Origin of the sequence: Oceanobacillus polygoni (genome assembly GCF_008304605.1) — a bacterium.
GTDB classification, from domain to species: Bacteria; Bacillota; Bacilli; order Bacillales; family Amphibacillaceae; genus Oceanobacillus; species Oceanobacillus polygoni.
Map to the genome: position 1 here is coordinate 1 of NZ_PIJY01000020.1, position 23276 is coordinate 23276.

General features: G+C 37.3%; 26 protein-coding genes and 1 riboswitch. Of the genes, 17 read left to right on the plus strand and 9 right to left on the minus strand.

Annotated features, from left to right (window positions below; translation table 11 throughout):
• Window positions 1–273 precede the first annotated feature (273 nt).
• The 9 genes from F1560_RS06800 (at window position 274) to F1560_RS06840 (ending at window position 9686) form a co-directional block, all read left to right on the plus strand.
• The gene (locus F1560_RS06800) at window positions 274–1470 is read left to right on the plus strand and encodes an acyl-CoA dehydrogenase family protein (RefSeq protein WP_246811914.1); all 1197 of its coding nucleotides are present in this window, start codon (window positions 274–276) and stop codon (window positions 1468–1470) included.
• A gap of 100 nt (window positions 1471–1570) precedes the next feature.
• On the plus strand, window positions 1571–2524 hold the full coding sequence (hpaD, locus tag F1560_RS06805) for a 3,4-dihydroxyphenylacetate 2,3-dioxygenase (RefSeq protein WP_149473893.1): 954 nt from the start codon (window positions 1571–1573) through the stop codon (window positions 2522–2524).
• Between the two features lie 17 nt (window positions 2525–2541).
• Complete coding sequence (locus tag F1560_RS06810; protein ID WP_149473894.1) at window positions 2542–3393, plus strand: alpha/beta fold hydrolase; 852 nt, start codon at window positions 2542–2544, stop codon at window positions 3391–3393.
• Between the two features lie 99 nt (window positions 3394–3492).
• On the plus strand, window positions 3493–4884 hold the full coding sequence (locus F1560_RS06815; RefSeq protein WP_149473895.1) for a solute carrier family 23 protein: 1392 nt from the start codon (window positions 3493–3495) through the stop codon (window positions 4882–4884).
• A 195-nt stretch (window positions 4885–5079) separates the two neighbouring features.
• Window positions 5080–5559, plus strand: a complete 480-nt coding sequence (locus tag F1560_RS06820) for a flavin reductase family protein (RefSeq protein WP_149473896.1) — start codon at window positions 5080–5082, stop codon at window positions 5557–5559.
• 27 nt (window positions 5560–5586) lie between these two features.
• Window positions 5587–6411, plus strand: coding sequence for an FAD synthetase family protein (locus F1560_RS06825; protein WP_149473897.1), 825 nt, complete (start codon window positions 5587–5589; stop codon window positions 6409–6411).
• A gap of 22 nt (window positions 6412–6433) precedes the next feature.
• A complete protein-coding gene (locus tag F1560_RS06830) occupies window positions 6434–7213 on the plus strand; it encodes a 2-keto-4-pentenoate hydratase (RefSeq protein ID WP_149474079.1) in 780 nt (259 codons plus the stop codon).
• A 152-nt stretch (window positions 7214–7365) separates the two neighbouring features.
• A riboswitch (SAM riboswitch) is annotated at window positions 7366–7468 on the plus strand.
• A 155-nt stretch (window positions 7469–7623) separates the two neighbouring features.
• The gene (locus tag F1560_RS06835) at window positions 7624–8289 is read left to right on the plus strand and encodes a carboxymuconolactone decarboxylase family protein (RefSeq protein ID WP_149473898.1); all 666 of its coding nucleotides are present in this window, start codon (window positions 7624–7626) and stop codon (window positions 8287–8289) included.
• A gap of 29 nt (window positions 8290–8318) precedes the next feature.
• Window positions 8319–9686 (plus strand): LLM class flavin-dependent oxidoreductase, encoded by a 1368-nt coding sequence (locus F1560_RS06840; RefSeq protein WP_149473899.1) that lies wholly within the window; start codon window positions 8319–8321, stop codon window positions 9684–9686.
• Window positions 9687–9912: 226 nt separating this feature from the next.
• Here F1560_RS06840 and F1560_RS06845 read toward each other — a convergent pair whose 3' ends face one another.
• From F1560_RS06845 to F1560_RS06885, 9 genes are all read right to left on the minus strand, one after another.
• Window positions 9913–11391 carry a UDP-N-acetylmuramoyl-L-alanyl-D-glutamate--2,6-diaminopimelate ligase gene (locus tag F1560_RS06845; protein ID WP_149473900.1) on the minus strand — a complete coding sequence of 493 codons (1479 nt, stop codon included), beginning with the start codon at window positions 11389–11391 and terminating at the stop codon, window positions 9913–9915.
• Between the two features lie 190 nt (window positions 11392–11581).
• The gene (mnhG, locus tag F1560_RS06850; RefSeq protein ID WP_338112806.1) at window positions 11582–11923 is read right to left on the minus strand and encodes a monovalent cation/H(+) antiporter subunit G; all 342 of its coding nucleotides are present in this window, start codon (window positions 11921–11923) and stop codon (window positions 11582–11584) included.
• Entirely contained in the window at window positions 11916–12191 is a 276-nt protein-coding gene (locus F1560_RS06855; RefSeq protein ID WP_149473902.1) for a Na(+)/H(+) antiporter subunit F1, read from the minus strand. Before F1560_RS06855 ends, mnhG begins: the two co-directional genes overlap by 8 nt.
• Window positions 12191–12667: a Na+/H+ antiporter subunit E gene (locus tag F1560_RS06860; RefSeq protein WP_149473903.1), complete on the minus strand. Its 477-nt coding sequence runs from the start codon at window positions 12665–12667 to the stop codon at window positions 12191–12193. Before F1560_RS06860 ends, F1560_RS06855 begins: the two co-directional genes overlap by 1 nt.
• 5 nt (window positions 12668–12672) lie before the next feature.
• Entirely contained in the window at window positions 12673–14157 is a 1485-nt protein-coding gene (locus tag F1560_RS06865) for a Na+/H+ antiporter subunit D (protein ID WP_149473904.1), read from the minus strand.
• The gene (locus F1560_RS06870; protein ID WP_149473905.1) at window positions 14150–14488 is read right to left on the minus strand and encodes a Na(+)/H(+) antiporter subunit C; all 339 of its coding nucleotides are present in this window, start codon (window positions 14486–14488) and stop codon (window positions 14150–14152) included. Before F1560_RS06870 ends, F1560_RS06865 begins: the two co-directional genes overlap by 8 nt.
• Window positions 14488–14922 (minus strand): Na(+)/H(+) antiporter subunit B, encoded by a 435-nt coding sequence (locus F1560_RS06875; RefSeq protein ID WP_149473906.1) that lies wholly within the window; start codon window positions 14920–14922, stop codon window positions 14488–14490. Before F1560_RS06875 ends, F1560_RS06870 begins: the two co-directional genes overlap by 1 nt.
• Window positions 14919–17336, minus strand: a complete 2418-nt coding sequence (locus F1560_RS06880) for a Na+/H+ antiporter subunit A (RefSeq protein WP_149473907.1) — start codon at window positions 17334–17336, stop codon at window positions 14919–14921. Before F1560_RS06880 ends, F1560_RS06875 begins: the two co-directional genes overlap by 4 nt.
• A gap of 291 nt (window positions 17337–17627) precedes the next feature.
• A complete protein-coding gene (locus tag F1560_RS06885) occupies window positions 17628–17768 on the minus strand; it encodes a sporulation histidine kinase inhibitor Sda (protein ID WP_095307086.1) in 141 nt (46 codons plus the stop codon).
• 388 nt (window positions 17769–18156) lie between these two features.
• Here F1560_RS06885 and F1560_RS06890 point away from each other — a divergent pair, with 388 nt between their 5' ends.
• From F1560_RS06890 to F1560_RS06925, 8 genes are read left to right on the plus strand one after another with little or no spacing between them, the layout of a single operon-like run.
• Entirely contained in the window at window positions 18157–18672 is a 516-nt protein-coding gene (locus F1560_RS06890) for a YqeG family HAD IIIA-type phosphatase (protein ID WP_149473908.1), read from the plus strand.
• Window positions 18673–18674: 2 nt separating this feature from the next.
• The gene (gene yqeH / locus F1560_RS06895; protein ID WP_149473909.1) at window positions 18675–19775 is read left to right on the plus strand and encodes a ribosome biogenesis GTPase YqeH; all 1101 of its coding nucleotides are present in this window, start codon (window positions 18675–18677) and stop codon (window positions 19773–19775) included.
• Between the two features lie 17 nt (window positions 19776–19792).
• Complete coding sequence (gene aroE, locus F1560_RS06900) at window positions 19793–20638, plus strand: shikimate dehydrogenase (protein WP_149473910.1); 846 nt, start codon at window positions 19793–19795, stop codon at window positions 20636–20638.
• A gap of 5 nt (window positions 20639–20643) precedes the next feature.
• Window positions 20644–20934 (plus strand): ribosome assembly RNA-binding protein YhbY, encoded by a 291-nt coding sequence (gene yhbY, locus F1560_RS06905; protein ID WP_149473911.1) that lies wholly within the window; start codon window positions 20644–20646, stop codon window positions 20932–20934.
• A 22-nt stretch (window positions 20935–20956) separates the two neighbouring features.
• Window positions 20957–21535, plus strand: a complete 579-nt coding sequence (locus F1560_RS06910; RefSeq protein ID WP_149473912.1) for a nicotinate-nucleotide adenylyltransferase — start codon at window positions 20957–20959, stop codon at window positions 21533–21535.
• The gene (gene yqeK, locus F1560_RS06915) at window positions 21513–22100 is read left to right on the plus strand and encodes a bis(5'-nucleosyl)-tetraphosphatase (symmetrical) YqeK (RefSeq protein WP_149473913.1); all 588 of its coding nucleotides are present in this window, start codon (window positions 21513–21515) and stop codon (window positions 22098–22100) included. The genes F1560_RS06910 and yqeK overlap by 23 nt, the downstream gene beginning before the upstream one ends.
• Window positions 22090–22446 carry a ribosome silencing factor gene (gene rsfS, locus F1560_RS06920; RefSeq protein WP_149473914.1) on the plus strand — a complete coding sequence of 119 codons (357 nt, stop codon included), beginning with the start codon at window positions 22090–22092 and terminating at the stop codon, window positions 22444–22446. The genes yqeK and rsfS overlap by 11 nt, the downstream gene beginning before the upstream one ends.
• A gap of 2 nt (window positions 22447–22448) precedes the next feature.
• Window positions 22449–23201 carry a class I SAM-dependent DNA methyltransferase gene (locus tag F1560_RS06925; protein WP_149473915.1) on the plus strand — a complete coding sequence of 251 codons (753 nt, stop codon included), beginning with the start codon at window positions 22449–22451 and terminating at the stop codon, window positions 23199–23201.
• Window positions 23202–23276: the final 75 nt, after the last annotated feature.

Sequence of the window (23276 nt, forward strand, 5' to 3'; positions counted from 1 at the left end):
TATGATATTTATAATAAAAATAAGCGTGGTACCCGAGGTACCACGCTTATTTTCTTACTGGGGTTTTGTCCCAGCCTCTTTTTTTATGCAACTAAAGAGGTATTAAGCTTTTATAAATGTATATGAGGTGATAAGAAATTTCCCTAATTAACAAAATGTGCTCAAGATTACGAAAAACATCAACATTGTATGTCCTAGAATTCAGAAGTGAATTTGTTTACATTTAATATATGAAAAAGAAAGCGTAATCATAATTGAATTATCAGAAAGGAAGTGGCTGGGTTGAGTCAACAAGTATTAAAGGAAAATAGACTCACAGAAGAGCTATTGTTAGAGGGCGCAAAAAAAGTAGGAGAGCTTGCCGAACAGGAGGCGAAAATAGCAGACGAAATAGCAAGTGTCTCTGCTAAAGTCGTAAGCCTTATGGAAAGCACGGGGATTACCCAGATGATGATCCCTAAGAATCAAGGTGGTCCGGATATAGGACTACGTACATTTGCAAAAGTAGTACGTAAAGTAGCTAATTATAATCTCTCTGCTGCATGGTTGGCATACCTTTATCCATTACACAATATGTTGCCAGCTTATCTGCCCCGAAAAGGACAAGATGAAATTTTTAACCAAGGTGGTTTGATTGCAGATATATTTGCTGCAATTGGAACTGCAGAAAAAGATGGGGATGGCTATCGTATTAGCGGTAAATGGAATTTTGTAAGCGGTGTAAATCATGCAGATTGGGTTGGTGTGGGAGTTAAAATCGTGATGTCTGATGGAGATGGAAAGCCAGAAGTATGCTTACCAATTATTCCGGTATCTGAGCTTCAAATTGTAGAAAACTGGGACACATTCGGTTTACGAGGAAGTGGTAGTAATCAGGTCATTGCGGAAGATGTATACGTACCGTTAGAAAGAATCTTTCGTCCCGAGCAGGCTGAGAAAACCCGTCGTCCGTATGAAGAAAACTATGAAGAAGATTACCCTCTGTATCACGTACCATTGTTCCCGGCATTCTACTTTGGATTTCCGCTAATTGCATTAGGCGGAGCAGAACGAATGATTGAGGAATTTAAAAAACAAACAGAGAAGCGAGTCCGCTTAATGGATGGTGTGACAGAAAGTGAATCACCTCGAAGCCAGCGAGTAATGGCAGAGATTACCATGGAGTTTAAAGCTGCAGAAGCATTGATGGATAAGTACCTAGAACTGTTGGAGAATTATGAAAAAGATGGAGCGACAACTTCTAATGCTGAATTTTTTGCTATCAGAACAAAGATTGTTAAAGCGACAAGTGAAATTGCATTAAGAATCCTTCTAACACTAGGTGGGGGAGCACTTTACAAGGGTGGACCTATCGAACTTTTCTTTAGAGATATTTTATCTGTAGCAACGCACAAAACCTCGCTTTATGAAGATTCCGTAGCTGCCTATGGTCAAGAGTTGTTTGGGTTTGAAAGTGGAGTCCGTGGTTAATAGCTAAATTTCTAGAAAGAAAAGTAAGTAAACCAATCTTTATAAATTAAAAAAATGTTCCATTAGACTTTTTAACAAAACTATGTAAAGGAATGAGCTTATGATACTGAGATTGGGTCAAACAGAATTGTTTGTCAAAGACTTAGAAGCCTCGAAAAAGTTTTATGTTGATACGTTAGGATTTATTGAAGTAGATAAGCAAAGGAACAGCTTGTATTTAAAAGCTACAGATGAGTTTGATAAGTATACACTTATTCTCACGGAAAAAGAAGAGGCAGCTTTAGGTAGCTTTAGCTTGAGGGTATCAAGTGAAGCGTTTCTTGATGAACTTCAAAAGAAACACGAATTAATGGGCATTGCCACAGAAATGACAGACAGTGAACACCCAGGAAAGGGGAGAGTGTTAAAAGTCGCCGAACCGAATGGCCATCCTGTCGAGTTTTATCACGTGATGGAGCAAGTTGAAATTGGTCAAGGAAAAGTCGGTGTAGATGCTTTACCAATGAGGCATACACACTTACAAAATGGTATTCCTCCGATCTGCATTGATCATATGAATCTACGAGTTCCAGATGTGGATAAGGCACTTGAATACTGGGAAGCAATTGGTTTTAGCATTTCCGAGTATGTGCAGGATAAAGGTGGAAAATTTGCCGCCTGGACTCGGGCAAAAACTTCCACACATGACGTTGCATTAGTGAAAAATAAAGAAGCTGCTCTTCACCATATTGCTTATATCGTAGATGGAGTAGCGGGTGTGATTCGTACAGCAGATTTATTGGCAGATGCCGGATACCGTGACTCTGTAGAATATGGACCTGGCCGCCATGGAACAACCAATGCATTCTTCCTCTATGTGAGAGATCCGGATGGACACCGTGTAGAAATTTATTCTGGAGACTACAATCGGGATACTGATCTACCACCAATCGGATGGACGAAAGAAGAATACGATGCTAAAGGCAGACTGTGGTGGGGGCCTTCCGTTCCAGATAGTTTCTTTGAAACGACACCAATCAATAAAAATTGGATCAAAACAAAAATTACGAACTAATAGAAGGAGAGATATACATGTCACTTTGGACGGAGATTCAAGATATTGAATATAAGCTTTACTATTTAAATGCCGGTGGTATCAAAACGCGCGTACTTGAAGCAGGCACAGGTGACCCTTTAATTTTGCTTCATGGAACAGGTGGACATATCGAAGCATATGGACGTAACTTTAAAGGTCTGAGTGAAAAATTCCGGGTGATTTGCATCGATATGTTAGGACACGGATATACAGATAAACCTGATCGTCCTTATGGAATAGATGCATATAGTGACCATTTATTAGAAGTTATTAAGGCGCTAGATTTAGAGAAAGTGTTCCTATCCGGAGAATCTTTGGGCGGATGGGCAGCAGCTTGGTTTGCCGCTGAACATCCACAATATGTAAAAGCTATGGTACTAAATACTCCCGGTAACGTGAATAGTGATCCTAAGATTATGAAAGGTTTAAGGGAGTCTACGATCAAAGCTGTTATTGAAGCAAATTATGAAAATGTTAAAACACGTTTAGAATGGTTAATGTACGATAAGAGTCAAGTTACGGATGAATTGATTAACGTACGATATAAAATTTATACACAGCCGGAATATCAAAAAGCAGTGTATAACATTGTTTACCTGCAGGAACCAGAAGCTCGTAAAAAATATATTTGGGATCCATCTTGGTGCAGCAAGATAAAATCTCCAACATTGCTTGCTTGGACGGACAATGACCCTACTGCTTCTGTAGAACAGGCAAAACCGATTCAAGATATGATTCCAGGAAGTGAGCTTACTGTAATTAAAAATGCTGGTCACTGGCCACAGTGGGAACAAGTAGAAGAATTCAATAATGTGTTAACAAACTTCTTGCTTCAGCCGGTAAAGTAACAACTATATTAATAGATACATGCCTTTGTGCATCGAGGGCATGTATTTTAATCAAATTTTTGAAAGCGTTTACTGAATGTGAGTAAAGGAGTGTTGTTTTTGTCTCTGATCAAAAGGAAGCATGGTGAGGAACAACCATATTGGCCATTAGGCTCTTATAAGCTTCGACTACCCTTTATACATTATAGACTGGAAACGCCAGAAATTATTCAGGGTATGGTTTTGTTTACGGCAGGACTAAGCATGATTGAAATAATGACAAGTGTTATGGGAATCTCTTACGAAGCGGCATTGACAATTACCATAATAAATCAATTCCTAATGTTGATACCATCCACATTAGGAGTACCCTTCGTGTCAGGGTTCATTACTGCACTAATTCCGTTAATTGTAGTATTCTTGCAAGGATATGATCCTGGTCCAGAGGCTATACGGGCAGTTATTGCTGTTCAGTTAATTCTTGCTTTAATTTTCCTGTTATTCGGAGTAAGTGGGTTAGGTGAAAAGGTAGTAACCAAATTACCTGCTTCTCTTAAAGCTGGCATATTGATTGGAGCAGGCATTGCAGCGATCATGACAGAAATCGAACCAGGTGGAAGACTCTCTGAGACACCAATTACAATCATCGTTGGAGGGGTTCTTTGTTTATTCACCATGTTTTCTATCTATTTTAGAAGATTATCTCAAAAAAATAGAATTATACGTTTTATAGCAAGCTATGGTATTATGCCTTCCATCCTAATTGCAATTTTTGTCGGAAAGGCGGTAGGAGAGTATAATTGGCCGAAAATCGAATGGGGAATTACAGTTCCTTCCTTCAGAGAAGTATGGGAAATCACCCCATTTGTTATAGGACTTCCTAGTTTAGACATCTTCATAGCTGCTATTCCAACAGCAATCCTGGCTTATATTTTAGCATATGGGGATATTATTGTCGGAGAAAAAGTTATTGAACGTGCAAATAAAGTAAGGACAGACGAAAAGATTACTTATAGTTTCAGCCAAGTTCATACAGTAACTTTTATAAGGAATCTTCTTAATAGCTTATTTGCACCTCATCCGGGAATGGCTGGTCCAATTTTTACAGCTGGAACGGTTTCCGTTGCTGAACGGTATACGTTTGGACGAAAGGCGATGGATTCTATTTATTCAGGCACAAATACAATGCTGATTGCCTTTTCTATCGGTATTTTTATATTACCACTTGTTACGTTCTTCAGGCCTTTTCTACCATTAGCATTATCGATTACTCTTATTCTAACCGGTTATCTATGTATCACTATCGGTATGCAGCAAGTTAAAACAGAAGCAGAAATGGGGGTTGCTGGTGTCATGGCAATTGTATTAGCCCTGTATGGTGCAGCTCCAGCATTGATTATCGGTTTCGTTCTATACTTTGCTATTCAAAAAACAAGTTTATTTGCAAAGGGAGAAAATAAACAAGAGGATCAGGAAGAACAAGAAAATCAAGATGAAAAAAATGTTGTTTAGCTACTTGTAAATTATAAAATACATTTTTAGGAATAACCGATAAAAATAACTAAAAATAAGATAATTTCCGAATCTTTTTGTTGTATGAAATGAAAGCGTTTAATTTTATAATATATAGTAAGAAAAAGAAGTTTTATTTCGTTATAGGTATGTTAGGAAATAACAACCTTAACTATAATTAAGGAGGATGCTATTATGGACGATCGTCAATTCAGAAATGCCATGGGAAAATTTGCAACAGGGGTTAATGTAATTGCTACGGAGGTTAATGGAGAAGTGCATGGAATGACAGCAAATGCTTTTATGTCCGTGTCGTTAGATCCAAAGTTGATTGTTATTTCACTTAAAGAAGATGCAAAAATGTTGAATAAAATCAAAGAAAGTAATCGTTTTTCTGTAAATATTTTATCTAGTGAACAACAAGAGCAATCCATGATTTTTGCCGGTCAAAAAAAGGTTGAAGAGAAATTTGAGTTTGATTATTTAGAGGGTGTTCCTGTTGTCAGAGATTCCTTAGCTCAACTATCCTGTGAAGTCTATAATGAGCATGTAGAGGGGGATCATACGTTGTTCATTGGAAAGGTGACTTCACTGGAATTACAAGATGGAGAACCATTAATCTTTAATTGTGGCAAGTATCGTGGACTAAAAGAAATGGAGAAAGCAATCATTTAATAGATGGTGGAAGGGAGGCAAAAACGGATGCAAACAATACATCTTAACGAAAAGAACTTATCATATTGGCAGAAGCGCTCCAAAGAAAATGTGATTGCCTTAGGCTTTTTTGATGGAATTCACAAAGGTCATCAAAAAGTGATCCGTGCAGCTGCAGAAGTGGCTAGAAAAAGAAACGTTGATCTTACAGTGATGAGTTTTTTTCCACACCCTAAAACAGTGCTTTCTGACGGAAAGATAACGTTTAATTATTTGATGCCTTTAGAGGAAAAAGCAGAAACATTACAAAGTTTAGGGGTGGATCGGTTCTATATTGTAAAGTTTGATAGGAATTTTGCCTCCCTTTCTCCTGGAGAATTTATTGATACGTATTTGTTAAAGCTAGGAACGTTTCATGCTGTTGTCGGCTATGATTTCTCCTATGGTAAAAAAGGTGCCGGACACGTTGGTCGCATGAAGGATGACTCATTTGGAAAGCTTGAAGTAACGAAAGTGGATAGGGTAGAGCATTTAGGCCAGAAAATAAGTTCAACAAGAATTAGAAATACGATAGCGGAAGGACAAGTGGAAGACCTTCCTACACTGATGGGGCGTTTTTACGAAGTTAAAGGAAGAATAATAAATAATCGCATCATTTCAGTGGAATCTTGCTATATGCTTCCAGGAGACGGTGTGTATGAGGTGACTATAAAGTCTGTACATGATATTTTTTATACCCAAGTGGTTGTCAATCAGACGCGAGGGGTATTTTCAATTATGGATAAGCGTTTAAAACAAGGCTTGGATGATGGAGAGATATCCATTACTTGGAGAAAAAATATATCCAAGAAGATTATATTTGATTACTCATGAAATGAAGGGGAATTGGAAAATGATGACAACTACTACGCAGGATTTAGCAACAGCAATTTATAAAGCAGAAAAAACGCTTCAGCCAATTGAACCATTAACAGAGACAGAAGGCAATATTTCTGTTGATGATGCATATCAAATTCAATTGGATTATGTAAAGAAAAGAAAAAATGACGGAGCTACTATTAAGGGAAAGAAAATTGGGTTGACAAGCAAAGCCATGCAGGAGATGTTGGGGGTGGATCGTCCCGATTATGGTCACATCCTGGATGATATGATTTTTTCAGAAGAAATTCCTTTGGAAGTGAACCGTTTCATTGCTCCCAAAATAGAGTTTGAAATTGCATTTGTATTAAAAAAACCACTCAAAGGCCCCGGTGTCACAGTAGAACAAGTAAAGCAAGCTGTCGATTACGTTGTACCTGCGGCAGAATTAATTGATAGTAGAATTAAGGATTGGAAGATTAAGTTCGAGGATACGGTAGCAGATAACGGCTCTTCTGCTGGTGCAATATTCGGCAAAGAAGGAAGTCGTATAGATGGGCTAGATCTTCCCAATGTGGAAATGACTGTTTACCGGAATGGTAACTATCTAGATAAAGCTAAAGGCTCTGCTGTTATGGGAGACCCTTTAAAAGCTGTAGCTTGGCTTGCTAACGCTGTCGGTGAATATGATATTTCGCTTGAAGCAGGAGAGAAGATACTTGCAGGAGCATTGACGAAAGCTGTTCCGGTGAAAAGTGGAGATACGTTTAAAGCGAAATTTAAAGGATTGGGGAACGTAAGCGTATCATTTTCTTGAAGAAATTTTAATTCTATATGATTCGTAATAATTGACAGGAGAGTTCGCATTTGCATCTTTCTAACTTTTTTAATGAATTCAAAAAATACGGTTGACATGATTAATAGATAGGTGTATGATGTGAACAATTCCTATTAAATTGAATATGATTTTTCTTATCGAGAGTCGGGGGAGGAACTGGTCCTATGATCCTGCAGCAACCGTTACATGTAACAAGGTGCTAATTCCAGCAAGCAGATGCTTGAAAGATGAGATGAGACTTACATATAGCCTCTTCCTCATCGGAAGAGGTCTTTTTGTCTAATACGAAAAAATAATAGATTTTCTCATTATAAAACCAAGTAATTTAATAAGAAAAATCATAATTCGAATGAAATAGGTTAACCAACTTAAAAAGGGAGAGATAAATAATGAGCATAACAAAAACAGATAGCTTGTACAGAAAAGAATATTTTGGTAGGATTCACGAATTGAAGGAATATGCACCAGATGCATTTCAAACTTTCTTTGCGTTTAATAACCAGGCATTGGCAGAGGGAAAACTATCTGTTAAGTTGAAGGAATTGATTGCTGTAGCTGTAGCGCATATTACAGGATGTCCGTATTGCATTGATTTGCATGTCAAAAATGTAAAAAAAGAAAAAGCGACTAAAGAAGAGGTAGCAGAGGCAATTTTTGTAGCAACAGCATTAAAAGCTGGGTCTGCAGCAGCACATGGAGTCAATGCCCTAAATGCATATGATGGAAACGGTGATGATGAATTATATAAAGCATCTTATTTTGCTCGTATAAAGGAGTTCTCTCAGTTGAATGGCGAGACGTTTAAGTCGTTTCTTCAATTCGATCAACAATCCATTAAAGCAGAAACATTAACAGAAAAAGAAAAAGAGCTGATAGCTGTAGCTAGCGCTCACGCGACAGGCTGTGCCTATTGTATTGATTTACATACGAAAAATGCGAAAAAGACAGGAGCAAATTTAGAAGAGATATCTGAAGCAATTTTTGTTGCTGTAGCATTGAAAGCTGGATCAGCAATCGCGCATAGTGTAAATGCATTAAATGCGTATGATGAATAGAAATTGATAATTTATAAGGAGTGTTCAGCTTGAAAAAGCAGATTCATTTGAACGGATTTGTGCAAAACTCACCTTCACCACATTCAATGGGACTCTGGAAACATGAAAAAGATAAGGGATCTCATCATAATCGAATTCATTATTGGACAGAAACAGCAAAAGTTTTAGAACGCGGGAAGTTCGATGCGGTTTTTATTGCCGATGTTCTTGGTACTTATTCTGTTTATGGAAATAGTCATGATGCCGCTATTAAGCATGCTGTGCAATTGCCAGCACATGATCCATTGATGCCGATTTCTGCTATGGCAGCGGTCACGAAACATATCGGATTCGCTCCAACTATATCAGCAACCTATGCCCAGCCATATGCACTAGCGCGTCAACTATCAACGCTAGATCACTTGACAGAAGGAAGAATTGCTTGGAATGTTGTTACTTCGTATTTAGAGAGTGAGGCAATTAATCTTGGATTGTCAGGCAGGTTGCCGAAAAATTTACGTTATGACCGTGCCGATGAATTTCTTGAAGTTGTTTATAAGCTATGGGAGCACAGTTGGAAAGATGACGCGATTGTTTCTGACAAGGAGACGGATACCTTTGCTGATCCTAAAAAAGTACATACCATCGATCATGAAGGAGAATTTTTCCATGTACCTGGACCACATCTAACGGAGCCATCTCCACAGCGGACTCCAGTCCTGTTTCAAGCTGGGGCCTCACCGAGGGGAAGAGACTTTGCGGCCAAACATGCGGAGGCGGTTTTTACAAAGGGACATTCATTGGAATCAATGAAAAATTACTCCACTGATATTCGAAAACGTGCAGTGGAACAGGGCAGGAATGCAGAAGATATTCGGATATTCCCGCTGGTTCTACCTATTATTGGCTCTACTGAGGAAGAAGCGTTCGCTAAATACGAGGAGCTGAAAAGTCTCGTTAGCTATGAAGGAACAGCTGCCTTGCTTTCTGGTCATACAGGAATTGATTTGTCTAAATATGACCCAGATCAATACTTGGATGATATGGAAACAGATGCTGTACAGGGGAATTTGGACATGTATACAAAGGATCCAACGAAAAGGTGGACACTTCGTGAGGCGCTTCAGAACCATGGTCTTGGTAACGGAACTGTGAAATTTATTGGAACGCCAGAACAAATAGCAGATAAGCTGCAACAATGGGCGGTTGAAGCGAACGTAGATGGGTTTAACATTGCGCAATCGTATTCCTTAGAAACATTCCGTGAGTTTGTTGATCATGTTGTACCTGAATTACAAAGGCGCGGTATATATCGAACAGAATACGAAGGGAACACATTAAGGGAAAACCTTTTCGGAACTCAAAGTCCATACTTGCCTAACAATCATCCAGCAAGAAGGTTGAAATCGTTTGTATAAACTGGACCGATTTATTCCGTGTTTGAACAAAAGACAAAGCCTCTATAGCCTAGGGTAGGGGTAGTCTATCTTAATAAATAATTGCCCTATATATAATCCATTGTAGGGCAATTATTTTCATCAAAGTAAACAGTAGTCTAAACGAAAATGAATCTTTTATGGTAACCTTCAGCTGCAATTATAAATCATCATCCAATTGGTGTTTCAGCTAAATACAAATAAAAATTCATACATTTAAATTATATTTAATCGCACACTTTTCAACCGCTATTTTTTTATCACTATGCGGCTGTTTTTTACCTTCGATGATTTGGTATTCTTCGAGCCCTTTACCAGCAATTATAATGATATCACCAGGTTCACTCTCTTCGATTACGTGAACAATTGCTGATTTCCGATTTTCTATTAGTACGTAATTGTTGTGTTGCATTCCCTTTTCCATATCCCTTAAAATGGAAGAAGTATCCTCATATCTTGAATCATTAATCGTTAAAACTACATAGTCTGCTACGGATGCTTTCTCTGCCATGAATGGGCGTTTCGATTCATCTCTATCCCCACCAGTACCAACAACAAAGAGAATACGATTCTGTTTAAATGGATAGACGGAAGCAATCGCTTTTTCAATCGCATCAGGAGTATGTGCATAGTCAATATAGATCGTTATTGGTGCATCGATTTCAAGCTTCTGCATCCTACCATTTATACAATCCATATCGGAGAGGGAGGTCACTAAATCACTTACAGAAATTACTCCCCGAGCGTATACGGATGCAATGGAAGCAATTGTATTATATACATTAAATTCTCCAATTAATTTCGTTGTTACTGTAAATTCCCCTTCTGGAGAAAGTAAAGTGAAGCTTGTTCGATCCACGTGATACGTAATATTGGTTGCTCTAAAGTCAGCATCTTTATAAATACCGTAGGAAATAACTTCATAAGGCGTCATACAATTATAAACCTCATACCACGGATCATCTCTATTAAGAATAGCATTTTTTTCTTGTGTCAAATTATTTCCAAGCTGCGCAAAAAGTAATCCTTTCGTGTTGCCATAGTGCTCCATTGTCTTGTGGTAATCAAGATGATCCTGTGTAAGATTAGTAAAAGTTACTACGTCAAAGTCAATTCCCCGAAGTCTTCCTTGATCCAGACCGTGCGAAGATACTTCCATAACCATATGATCGATACCAAGATTAGCAGCTTTATGAAGTAGCTTCTGATTAGTTAATACATCACATGTCGTATTATTACTCTCTAAGGATTCGTTTAAAAGCTGCATACCATTTGTACCCAGTAGTGCAGCTTGTTGATTGTTCTTTTGTAACAGCTGATTTATTAAAGTAGTTACAGTCGTTTTTCCGTTTGTACCAGTCACACCAAATACGGTCATATTTTTAGAAGGATAATTATAATATTTATTTGCAAGAATTGCCAACGCTTTAGCAGTATCCTTAACGATTACTAAAGCGTGTTTTGTGTGATCAATGGCAAGTTTTTCTTCTGCAACGATGATTGTAGCTCCCTTTTTTAATGCCTCTGAATAAAAGGCATGACCGTCTGAACGAAAACCTCTTATACATATAAATAATGAATTCTGTTTCACTTTTCTGGAATCTTGCTCAATCGAATGAACTTTATCTGGTAATGTTCCGTGAATTGATTTTAATTTTAAGCTTGCTAATAACCCATAAGTATTCAATGTGAAAACCTCTCCATCCAGTGATTGCAATTAAGTTTTATCCTAGTTGGTTTAAACTTAATTATTCCCTTTTTGTTATTTTTTAATCGATACGTTCACTGATCAATTGAGGGAGAAAATAAAAAGATGAATCATCATATGCTGATGATCCATCTTTGTTTTATTATTTTTTTATTTAGCTGGTGTAAACTTACTCTTTGCCTTGTTCATACATCTCTTTTAAATCATCCTGTACGCTGTTTTTAGCAAGTGGCACTCCATTGCGATATGCAGAACGATTAATCATCAAGGCAGATAATGGTGCTGTTATGAACAGGAATAGAATAGCAAGTAATACTTTTGCATTGATAATACCCGATGGAACAAAATAGATGAACGTAGCTATCATTAAAGTGACAACCCCGAGGGTAGAACTCTTCCCGGCAGCATGCATTCTACTATATACATCTGGAAGACGTATAACTCCTATCGCGCTTAAGAACGTGAAAAATACGCCGATCAAAATGAATATACTCGTAATAATCTCAATCACGGTCAAATACAGCACCCCTTTCCATAAATTTTGACATCGCAACAGTTCCAACGAATGCAAGAATACTTAATACAAGAATAATATCAGAGTATGCAATCGTTTCTTGAAGAATCATAATGATCCCAATAAAGCCAACTAATGTGACTCCAATACAATCCAATCCAAGTATTCGGTCTTGCGTGGAAGGGCCTTTAATTATTCGGATTAAGAACAAAACTAAAGAAATAGCTAACACTAAAAGTGAAAAATAAAGAATGATTTGAAACATTATTTTGTCACCTCCATGATCGCACGTTCAAATGAATTTTGAATCTGATCGATCATATCTTCCTTATCTGGAACATCAATGGAGTGAATATAAATTGTTTTCCCGTCGGCTGAGAAATCCATTGATACCGTACCAGGTGTTAAGGAAATAAGTGCAGCAAGCAAGGTTATTTCAACTTCGGATTCTAATCTCGTTTCTACCGCCACAATTCCAGGCTGATTATTAAGCTTTGGGCTAAGTACAATTTTTACAACATCAATATTCGCCTTGATAAGCTCAATAATGAAAAGCATTATTAGTTTAATAATTGCCCAAACTCGATTCATGTAAAAATTAAAGACAAGAAAACGGCGCAGGATGAACAAAATAATGATTCCTATAATGTATCCAAATAGAAAACTAGTAGCCGTAAAACTATTTTGTAAAAACGTCCATGTAACGGCTATTATTAGATTGACTAAAATTTGGAAAGCCATAGCAACTACTCCTTAAGAACAGATTCAATATAAATGGATGGGTCCATGATTTGCTCAGCTACTTGTAATGAATATTGGAAAATAGGCTCAGCAGCAATACCTAAAATAATCGTTAGTGCTACTAGAGGTGCAATTGGTAATAAAAGTTTACCAATTGGTAGCTTCGCTTGTTCGTCGGTATGTTTTTGTTTGCCCCAAAAAGCATAACTGAATATCTTCATCATCGAGAAAAGCGTTAATAAACCGACTAATAAAGCAACACCCGAAATAATATATTGCTCTTCTTGGAAACCAGCTAAAATAATCGGAAACTTACTGAAAAAACCACTGAAAGGTGGAATACCAGCAAGTGAAATAGCACTAATAAAGAACATCCAAGATAGTACAGGGTGTGTTTTAAGCAGTCCTCCCATTTTCTTCAAATCCGTTGTGCCAGTAACTCGTTCTGCAGCTCCTGCAAATAAGAAAAGTGCGGTTTTCACAATCATATGATGCACAATATAATAAATTGCACCTGCAACTGCTAGGGGAGTGAAGATTCCAAGTCCCATTACCATATAGCCAACCTGACTGATAATATGGTAGGAAAGAATACGTTTAAAATCAAACTGAGAAACGGCTCCTAGAACCCCAAACAACATCGTAAACCCAGCAATTGTCACAATAACAGCTTTATGTGTGTAGGTCGGTTCGTGATAGAAAATCAACGTGAATACACGAATAATCGCATAAATACCAACCTTTGTTAGTAGACCACCAAATAGTGCGGCAATTGCAGCAGGTGGACCGAAGTATGATTTTGGAAGCCAGAAGTAAAGTGGAAATAAGGCTCCTTTAGATGCGAATACAATAAAGAACATAATCGCAATGACATTTACAACTCCAGTTTGTTCAAGCTCAGCAACCCGTTCAGAGATATGCGCCATGTTCAGTGTTCCTGTTACGGAATATAGCCATGCAACTGCAACGACAAATAGTGCTGAAGCAAATACGTTTATAATGACATATTTAAATGATTCACGAAGCTGATATTTTGTTCCGCCATTTACAATAAGTGCGTAAGAAGATAATAGCATTACTTCAAAAAACACAAACAAGTTAAAAATATCCCCTGTTAAAAAAGCACCATTTACACCAACCAAAAGGAAAAAGTAGAATGGATAAAAGAAAAACTTCTCCCGCTTTGGTGTAATGGTTTTAAAAGCAAAGAATAAACAAGCGGCACTTAACAGACTGGTGAGTAAAACCATTAATGTTGCAAACATATCAGCAACTAATACAATTCCAAACGGGGCAGCCCAATTTCCTGCCTCTAGAACAATAACCCCGTCTTGATAGACAACTATCGCTAAATAGATTGATAGTATAAGCATCCCAACAGCTGTGAACCCACTAACCACTCGCTGAAGGCGATGGTGTTTTGCAAATATAATTAATACAGCTCCGATAATAAATGGAATAATTATCGGAAGGATAATTAAATTATTCATCAGCAGATCCCCTTAATTCTTCTAAATCATCAGTCTCATGCTCTTTATACGTCCGATAAACCATTACTAACAGTAGAGACGTAACCCCAAAAGCTATTACAATTGCTGTTAATACAAGAGCCTGTGGAAGTGGGTCCGTGTAGCTCTCGGCACCTAAATTTAAAAGAGGTGGCGCACCCCGTTGCAATTCAGACATGGTGATAAGTAATAGGTGCACCCCATGTGATAATAATAAAGTTCCTAGAACAACACGGATAATGCTTCTTGATAGAAATAGGTAGACACTTACGGTAAAGATGATTCCTATTATAATTGACATCAGTATTTCCATTATTTATCATCCTCCGCGATTGCTAAAATAATTGTTAAGGCAGCACCGACTACAACTAGGTATACCCCCAAATCAAATGGAAGTGCAGTCGTTAATTCTACCTCTCCAAACACAGGGAATTGAAAATAATCAAAGAACTGTGTTAGAAATGGAAATCCATATAGCATAGAAGCTATTCCTGTAAAAACAGCAAACAGCAATCCAACGCCGATCATAGTCGTGAAATTGAATGGTATTGCCTTCGTAATTGTTTTCATATCAAATGCTAAATATAGAACTAAAATAGCACTTGCTGTCATTAATCCACCGATAAATCCACCGCCAGGATTATTATGACCAGCCAAGAATAAGTAAAATGAAAAAGCGAAGATGATTAATGTTATGAGCCGCATCGAGACTTGTAACATCATATCATTTGGCCTCAATTGTTTCATACATCTTCACTCCCTTTTAGACGAAGTTTGATTAGAGATACAACCCCGAGAGCTGCGATTCCTAGTACAAGAATTTCTAGCATCGTATCAAGTCCACGGAAGTCAACGAGAATAACGTTAACGATATTATATCCACCAGCTAATACTTTGGAATTCTCAATAAAGTAGGCAGCGATTGATGTGAAATTCGTCTCACTACCAAGAGCAAATGCGCTGAGTGAAACGAGTGTTATCATAACACCTACTGCAATTGAAACGATTAAATTAATTAGCTTAAATGATGGTTTGATCTTTTCTTTACGTAGATCAGGTAAGTGATAGAAAACGAGCATAAACAGGATTACGGAAACGGTCTCTACCAGTAATTGTGTTAATGCTAAATCAGGTGCACGGAAGATCGTGAATATAAGTGCAACCAAGAATCCCGCAACTCCAGCCACAATAATTGCTGTGATTCGATTATTAATAAATGGCACCGCAACAACAGATACTACTAATAGAATTGCGACAATCCACATATATGGATCAATTGGTGATAGGTTATCCGTATTGATTGCAAATGCATCGTAACGGATCATCGTATAGCCAATGATGAGTACGATAAATGTGCACATATAGAGAAAATAATCACGTAACATTCCCGTCATCTGTACTCTAGTAAGTACTTGTGATCCTTTAATTAGGCCATTATAGCCGCTATCATATATATGATTAAATATATCTTGTTCACTTCTATAGAAAGCAGATTGTGACCATTTTTTCATTGTTAGGAATAAAAGTGTTCCTATAGCTATAACACCAATCGTCATCCACAGTTCTAAGATAAATCCATGCCAGTGGTAAATGTTCACATAAAATTGCTCTCCAGGTTCTAGAATACCTGGAAGAATGGCCGCCATAGCTGGTTCAACCAATGTATAGGCAAGGATATTTGGGAATAGTCCAAAAATAACTACGAGAGAACCAAGAATGATTGGACTGAGCAGCATCCCGAATGGAGCTTCATGCACTTCTTTAACCGCAAGCTTTTCGGGTTGGAATTTCCCAGTAAATGTTTTAAAGAATAGAATCGCACAATACAAAAATGTGAAAATGCTAGCAATCCATGCTAAAACAGGTAGCACAATTCCCCACGTCTCTACACTGAAAATCCCATATTCGGTTACGTTTACCATAGCAGTAAAGAAAAGCTCTTTACTGAGAAAACCGTTAAATGGAGGTAACCCAGCCATTGCTGCTAACCCGATTAAAGAAACAGTAGCTGTAATCGGCATGAGTGTCATTAAACCACCAAGTTTACGAATATCGCGTGTGCCTGTTTCGTGATCAATGATACCTGCAGTCATAAATAGACTACCTTTGAATGTCGCATGGTTTATTAAATGGAAAACAGCAGCTAGAATTGCTGTCGTATAAAGCGCATTATCTCCATCATTAAAATAATAGGCGACAGAGCCAACTCCAAGTAAACTCATAATCATTCCTAGTTGACTCACTGTTGAGAAAGCTAGAATGGATTTTAAATCCTTTTGTCTAACCGCAGAAATAGAACCCCAGATAAGTGTTGTTAATCCGACAAGTGAAATAATCCAGAACCATTCAGCGGCACCACCAAAAATAGGGGTGACTCTTGCAACAAGATAAATCCCCGCTTTTACCATTGTTGCTGAATGCAAGTATGCACTAACAGGGGTAGGGGCTTCCATTGCATCGGGTAGCCAAATGTGGAATGGAAATTGTGCCGACTTTGTAAATGCACCTAATAGTATTAAAATCATTGCAGGTAAAAATAGTGAGCTTGTTGCAACAAGATCAACATTTGCAATTATTACCCGAACACTAAACGTTCCTGTCATGACATAAAGCAGTGAGAACCCACCTAGCATGGAAAGTCCACCAAATACTGTAATATACATGGACTTCTGTGCTCCATAAGTAGATTTTTCACGGTGGAACCAATAACTAATTAGGAGTGCAGATGAAATGCTTGTGATTTCCCAAAATACATAAAGGACAATCAAATTATCCGATAAAACTACCCCTAGCATAGCTCCCATAAATAGCAATAAGTAAACATAGAAGTTATTCAGTTTTTCCTTATGTTTTGACAAATAATATACGGAGTATAAAACTACTAGCGTACCTATTCCTGAAATTAGTAATGCGAACAATAAGCTAAGCCCGTCTATGTATAAATCAAAGCTGATTCCAAGTGATGGAACCCAAGGTACAGAACGCATAACAGCATCCCCATTCGCTGTTACAGGTAAAAAGGATAGAAAGTAAATAAATAGAACGAGTGGTACTATTAATACAAACCAGCCCGTATGTATCCTTCGTACATATTTGTACAAAAATGGGATGAGAATGGCTAATAAAAATGGGGAAATCGTAGCCCAATGTAAAGCCGTCAAATAAAATCCTCCTTTATTTAAAAATTGAACAACTGTTCGAATTAAATTGAAAATAAGGTCTAGTTTTTCAATGTTTACATACAAATGTCGGATGAATTTTGACCCTTTTTACAGTATAACCTAAATCCAAGTGAGTTGCATGTCTTATAATGCGTCATTTTTCAGCATCTTATAGCCTCTTTTAAATAGGTAGACACCCATTTAGGATTTTAGTATTTTGGAAAATAAAAAATGGTCAGATCCCTTACATGCAACGGGTTCTGACCTTTCTCTTTCTTATATTATGCTTAGTTAACCTGAACGTTTAATTTTTTGTGTTAGACATCTTTTGTGAATTTCTTCTTCAAATAGAGATAAAAAGTCAGGGCTTAAATTTAATTCACATGCTGTATAATAGGATTCTAATAGTAAATCATCTGATAAATTTTCCATAATACAGCCCTCCTAAAATTTAGAATTTACTAGCTGAATCTATTAATAATTTAACATGATTGAACTGTAAGAACAAGGCGTAAGTTATCTACAACAACCTGTAGATAACTTGTGCATAAGGGTTTGTGAATGCTTGCTGTTGCTAATATAAGAACAACGAAGATTGTTAATAAAGTTATCCACAATTAGAAATTTGTATGAATTTGTCGAACGATTCTTTCGGTTTTTAGCGATAAAAAACGAATATATAGAAGGGGTCATTCATACAGTTATTATTTGCACGTAATGTGATTTCGCTTTAAATCTCTAGTAAGTTATTATAGGATTAGGTTATAATGTGGTATTGGATAAAAATGAACTGATTAGAAGGTATATTGAGGTGTAATGAATGTTATCGAATTTTTTGCCTAATGAACATGTAAAAAGCGTGTTCGACATACAACCAGAAACATTGAAGCGCCAAGGTATTAAAGGGATTATTACGGATCTGGATAATACGCTTGTTGCCTGGGATGTAAAAGATGCTACTCCTGAAGTGATTCAGTGGTTTAAACTCATGAAAGATCATGATATAAAAGTGACTATTATTTCAAATAATAATCAAGAACGGGTACAGGTTTTCTCAGATCCCCTTGAAACTCCTTTTGTATATAGCGCAAGAAAACCACTAGGCCGTGCGTTTAAAACGGTAGCTAAAGAAATGAATTTAAAAAGAGAAGAAATTGTTGTTATCGGGGATCAAATCCTCACGGATGTTCTCGGAGGAAATTTTGCTGGTTTCTATACGATTCTTGTTGTTCCCATTGTTCAAACAGATGGAAAAATAACGAGAATTAACCGGAAAATTGAACGAAGAATTCTAAATTACATGCGACGAAAAGGAAAAATTAGCTGGGAGGAATAGGTTTGGAAATCATTTATTGTCAAGGATGTGGAGCGGAGATTCAGATAACTGACCCAGATGGGGTTGGTTACACACCAGCATCCTCATTAAATAAGGAAAATATATTATGTAAAAGATGTTTCCGTTTAAAACATTACAATGAAATACAGGATGTAGCAATCACGGATGATGACTTTCTAAAAATGGTCAGCACGATTAGAGAAGCTAATGGTCTCGTTGTTCATATGATTGATATTTTCGATGTGAATGGAAGTTTAATTAAAAGCCTTCCAAGAATTACCGGGGACAACCCAATTATATTAGTAGGAAATAAAGTAGATCTATTGCCAAAATCAACCAATCAGAACAAGCTCATCCAATGGCTTCGTTCAGAGGCAAAAGAAATAGGGATTAAAGTAAAAGATGTTTTCTTAGTCTCATCGACAAAAGGACTAGGAATAGAAGAACTTTCCCAACAAATCGATACTTATCGTGCAAATAAAAATGTTTATATTGTAGGTACAACGAATGTTGGAAAGTCTACTTTTATTAATCGGTTAATTAAACAATCAACCGGATATACGGACGTTATTACGACCTCTTACTTCCCTGGAACAACCTTAGGTTTTATTGAAATACCGCTAGATGAGAGTAGTTCATTAATTGATACACCAGGAATTGTAAACAAACAGCAATTAACACACTATTTGTCTGATGCTGATTTAAAAATCGTTACGCCAAAAAAAGAAATTAAAGCAAGAATATATCAGCTTAACCATGGACAAACACTCTATTTCGGCGGACTAGCTCGGATTGATTTTATCAAGGGGGAACGTCAATCCTTTGTTTGCTATTTCTCAAATGAGCTTCCAATTCATCGTACGAAGCTAGAGAATGCGGATGAGCTATATGAGAACCATATTGGGGAATTATTAGCACCACCAAATGAGAGCACGTTAGAACAATTACCAAAGTTCACGCAAAGCACTTTCAAATTGAGCGGGGAGAAAACGGACATTGTTTTTCCAGGGCTTGGTTGGGTAAGTATTGCAGGAACCGATACGACAGTTGCTGCACATAGTCCGAAAGGCGTTTCCGTTACAGTTCGGAAATCATTGTTGTAATCAAAGGGGGGAGAATGATGGATTATCGCTTAAAGCTGATTGGCTATCCGATACAGCATTCCTTGTCTCCATGGATACATAATAAATTCTTGGAGCGAACATATTTAAAAGGAACTTATACGTTGCATGAGATTAGTCTTGATGCATCATTTGACGAAAATATACTTACCTTAAAAAAAGAAGAAGTAGACGGATTTAATGTTACAGTGCCATATAAAGAAGAAATCATTCCATATTTGGATATGCTTGATGAAACAGCGAAGCAAATGGGTGCTGTGAATACAGTTGTATATCGAGAGGGAAAATGGATTGGTTATAATACTGATGGAATCGGATATCTACGATCATTAGAAAGCAAATATCCTACCTTTTTTCAGGATAAATCAAAGCGTATTCTGTTGATTGGTGCTGGCGGGGCAGCAAGGGGGATTTACTATGCACTGGATAGGGCTGGGTTTGATTGTATTGATATCGCTAATCGAACGAAGGTGAGCGCAGAAGAAATTGCAAAGCTTGCCACCCTATCAAGAAATACGAAAGTTGTATCTTTAAAAGAGGCTGAAGAGGGAATAGGAAATTATGATTTAATTATCCAAACAACTTCCGTCGGAATGAAACCGAATGTAGATACGTCCATTTTTTCATTCAGTCAGTTGAAAGAAAATGCAATTGCCAGTGATATTGTATATCAGCCACTGCAAACAAAATTTCTAAAAGAAGCAGAAAAGAATGGTGCTGCTATACACTACGGGCATACAATGCTACTGTACCAAGCGCAGTATGCGTTCGAAATTTGGACAAACAAAAAGGTACCTATGGATGATTTGGATTTACAATTACAAGCTATTTTGGAAGGAAGATAAATTTTATGTTAACAGGTAAACAAAAACGTTTTTTACGAGCTGAGGCACATCATTTGAAGCCTATTTTTCAAGTTGGAAAAATTGGTGTCAATGATAACATGGTTGAGCAAATTGCAGAAGCCTTAGAAAAAAGAGAATTGCTTAAAGTAAGTGTGTTACAAAATTGTATGGAAGATAAAGATTCGGTGGCTGAACAGATTGCTACAGGAACGGATGCTCACATTGTTCAGATCATCGGAAATCAAATTGTGCTCTATAAAGAATCAAAGGAAAATAAACAGCTGCAATTACCATAAATGTACGATAGAGGAGTTTGACATGGAACGGATAGGGATACTGGGCGGAACATTCGATCCCCCACATTTAGGGCATTTATTGATTGCTGAGGAAGTAAGGTTAGCGATGGATCTTCAAGAGATCTGGTTTATCCCTACCTATACCCCTCCGCATAAAACAGCATCCAAGACAAGTGCACAGGATCGTATTCAAATGCTATACTTAGCGACACAGAGCAATCCTCACTTTAAAGTGAATACAATTGAAATAGATCGCACAGGTAAATCATATACTGTAGAAACGATGAAAGAATTGCAAAAGTTACATCCAGAGAAAGAGTTTTATTTTATTATCGGTGCAGATATGGTTGAATATTTACCACATTGGCACAAAGTGGATGAATTGTTTTCACTTGTACGATTTGTAGGAGTGAAACGATCGGGCTATCACCTTGATACAGAATATCCGATTATCGAAATCGATATTCCTATGATTGATATTTCGTCATCGATGCTCAGAAATTGGTTGCGTAGGAAGCGATCGGTTCATTACATCGTACCGCAACCGGTCATATCCTATATCAAGGAGAAAGATTTATATGAACATAACGGAAGCAATTGAAAAGGTTAAACCCCATTTAACGGTGAAAAGGTTCGAGCATACGCTGCGCGTAGCAGACACTGCTGTAAAGCTCGCTAAGCGCTATGATGCGTCACAAACGAAGGCGGAGTTAGCCGCTATTCTTCATGACTACGCGAAATATCGTTCGCTAGACGAAATGGAACGCTGGATAAGAAAATCGACACTTCCAAAAGACCTTCTTGATTATCATCATGAGCTTTGGCATGGACCAGTTGGAGCTATTTTGATAGAGAGGGAATTCGGTATAAGGGATAAGGAAATACAAAGTGCGGTTCATTACCATACGACAGGCAAAGCCGGGATGAGCATACTTGATAAGATTATTTTCCTTGCGGATTATATCGAACCAGGGAGATCTTTTCCAGGAATTAATGATGTCAGAAAAAAGGCGGAGCAGGATTTAACACATGCTTGTTTGATGGCATCAAAAAATACGATAACCTATTTAATATCTAAAAACACAACGGTTTATCCAGATAGTTTTCATGCGTATAATGATTTAACAAGACAAATTATTGGAGGTAGTTCCTTACATGAAAAATAAAGAAATTATCGATTTAATTGCTGAAGCTTGTGATGATAAACGAGCAGAAGATATTATTGCTTTAGATATGAACCAAGTATCATTAGTAGCGGATTATTTCTTGATCTGTCATGGGAGTAACGAAAGACAGGTACAGGCAATAGCACGTGCAATCAAAGATGTAATGGATGAAAAAGGCATTGAAGTTAACCGAATGGAAGGCTTTGAATCTGCACGCTGGATTCTTGTAGATGTTGGAGATATTGTTTGTCATATTTTCCACAAGGATGAACGGAATTATTATAATTTAGAACGCCTATGGGGAGATGCCTCTCGAGTAGCCTTACAGCTTGGTCAGGAAGGCTGATCATGGCATATCAGCAAATGGCTTCCTTGTATGATCAATTAATGGTAAACGCCCCTTATGATGAATGGGTTTCTTTTACAGAAGAAATGCTTAGGCAAACCGGAAAAGAAGCTGAAAGGATAGCTGACCTTGGGTGTGGTACTGGAGAGATTGCAACAAGATTAGCAGAGCGAGGCTATCAAATAACTGGTGTGGATTATTCAACAGATATGCTTACGTATGCAGCACATAAAGCAGCGGAGAGAAATCTTTCTATACAATGGTTACATCAGGATTTAACGAAACTTACAGGTTTATCCGAATATGATGTAGCAATCAGTTATTGTGATGTCATGAATTATATAATAGAACCAACTGACTTGCAGAAATCCTTCCATAATATAGCGAATTGCTTAAAGGAAGGTGGTCTATTCATTTTCGATGTTCACTCCTTATATCAAGTAGAGCAGAACTATGTAAATCAAACATTTTCTGAGGTGACCGATGAAGCTTCTTACATTTGGTTTTGTTCAGCCGGCGATGAGCCTGGTGAAATGTTCCATGATTTAACATTTTTTGCTCTAGAAGGAGAAATGTATAAACGTTTTGATGAATATCATCATCAAAGGACCTATCCGATATCATTTTATAAAAAAATGTTAAAAGAGTCAGGCTTTGAAAATATTAAATTGTTTGCTGATTTTTCGGTAAAAACGAATGATATAGATGAAAAATCAGAGCGAATTTTCTTTTTAGCTGAAAAAAGATCAGGATAATTGAGATTCCTGATCTTTTTTTGCTTGCAGGATTTTTTAAAATGATGACGAATATGTCTAAATAGTTGCAAGAAT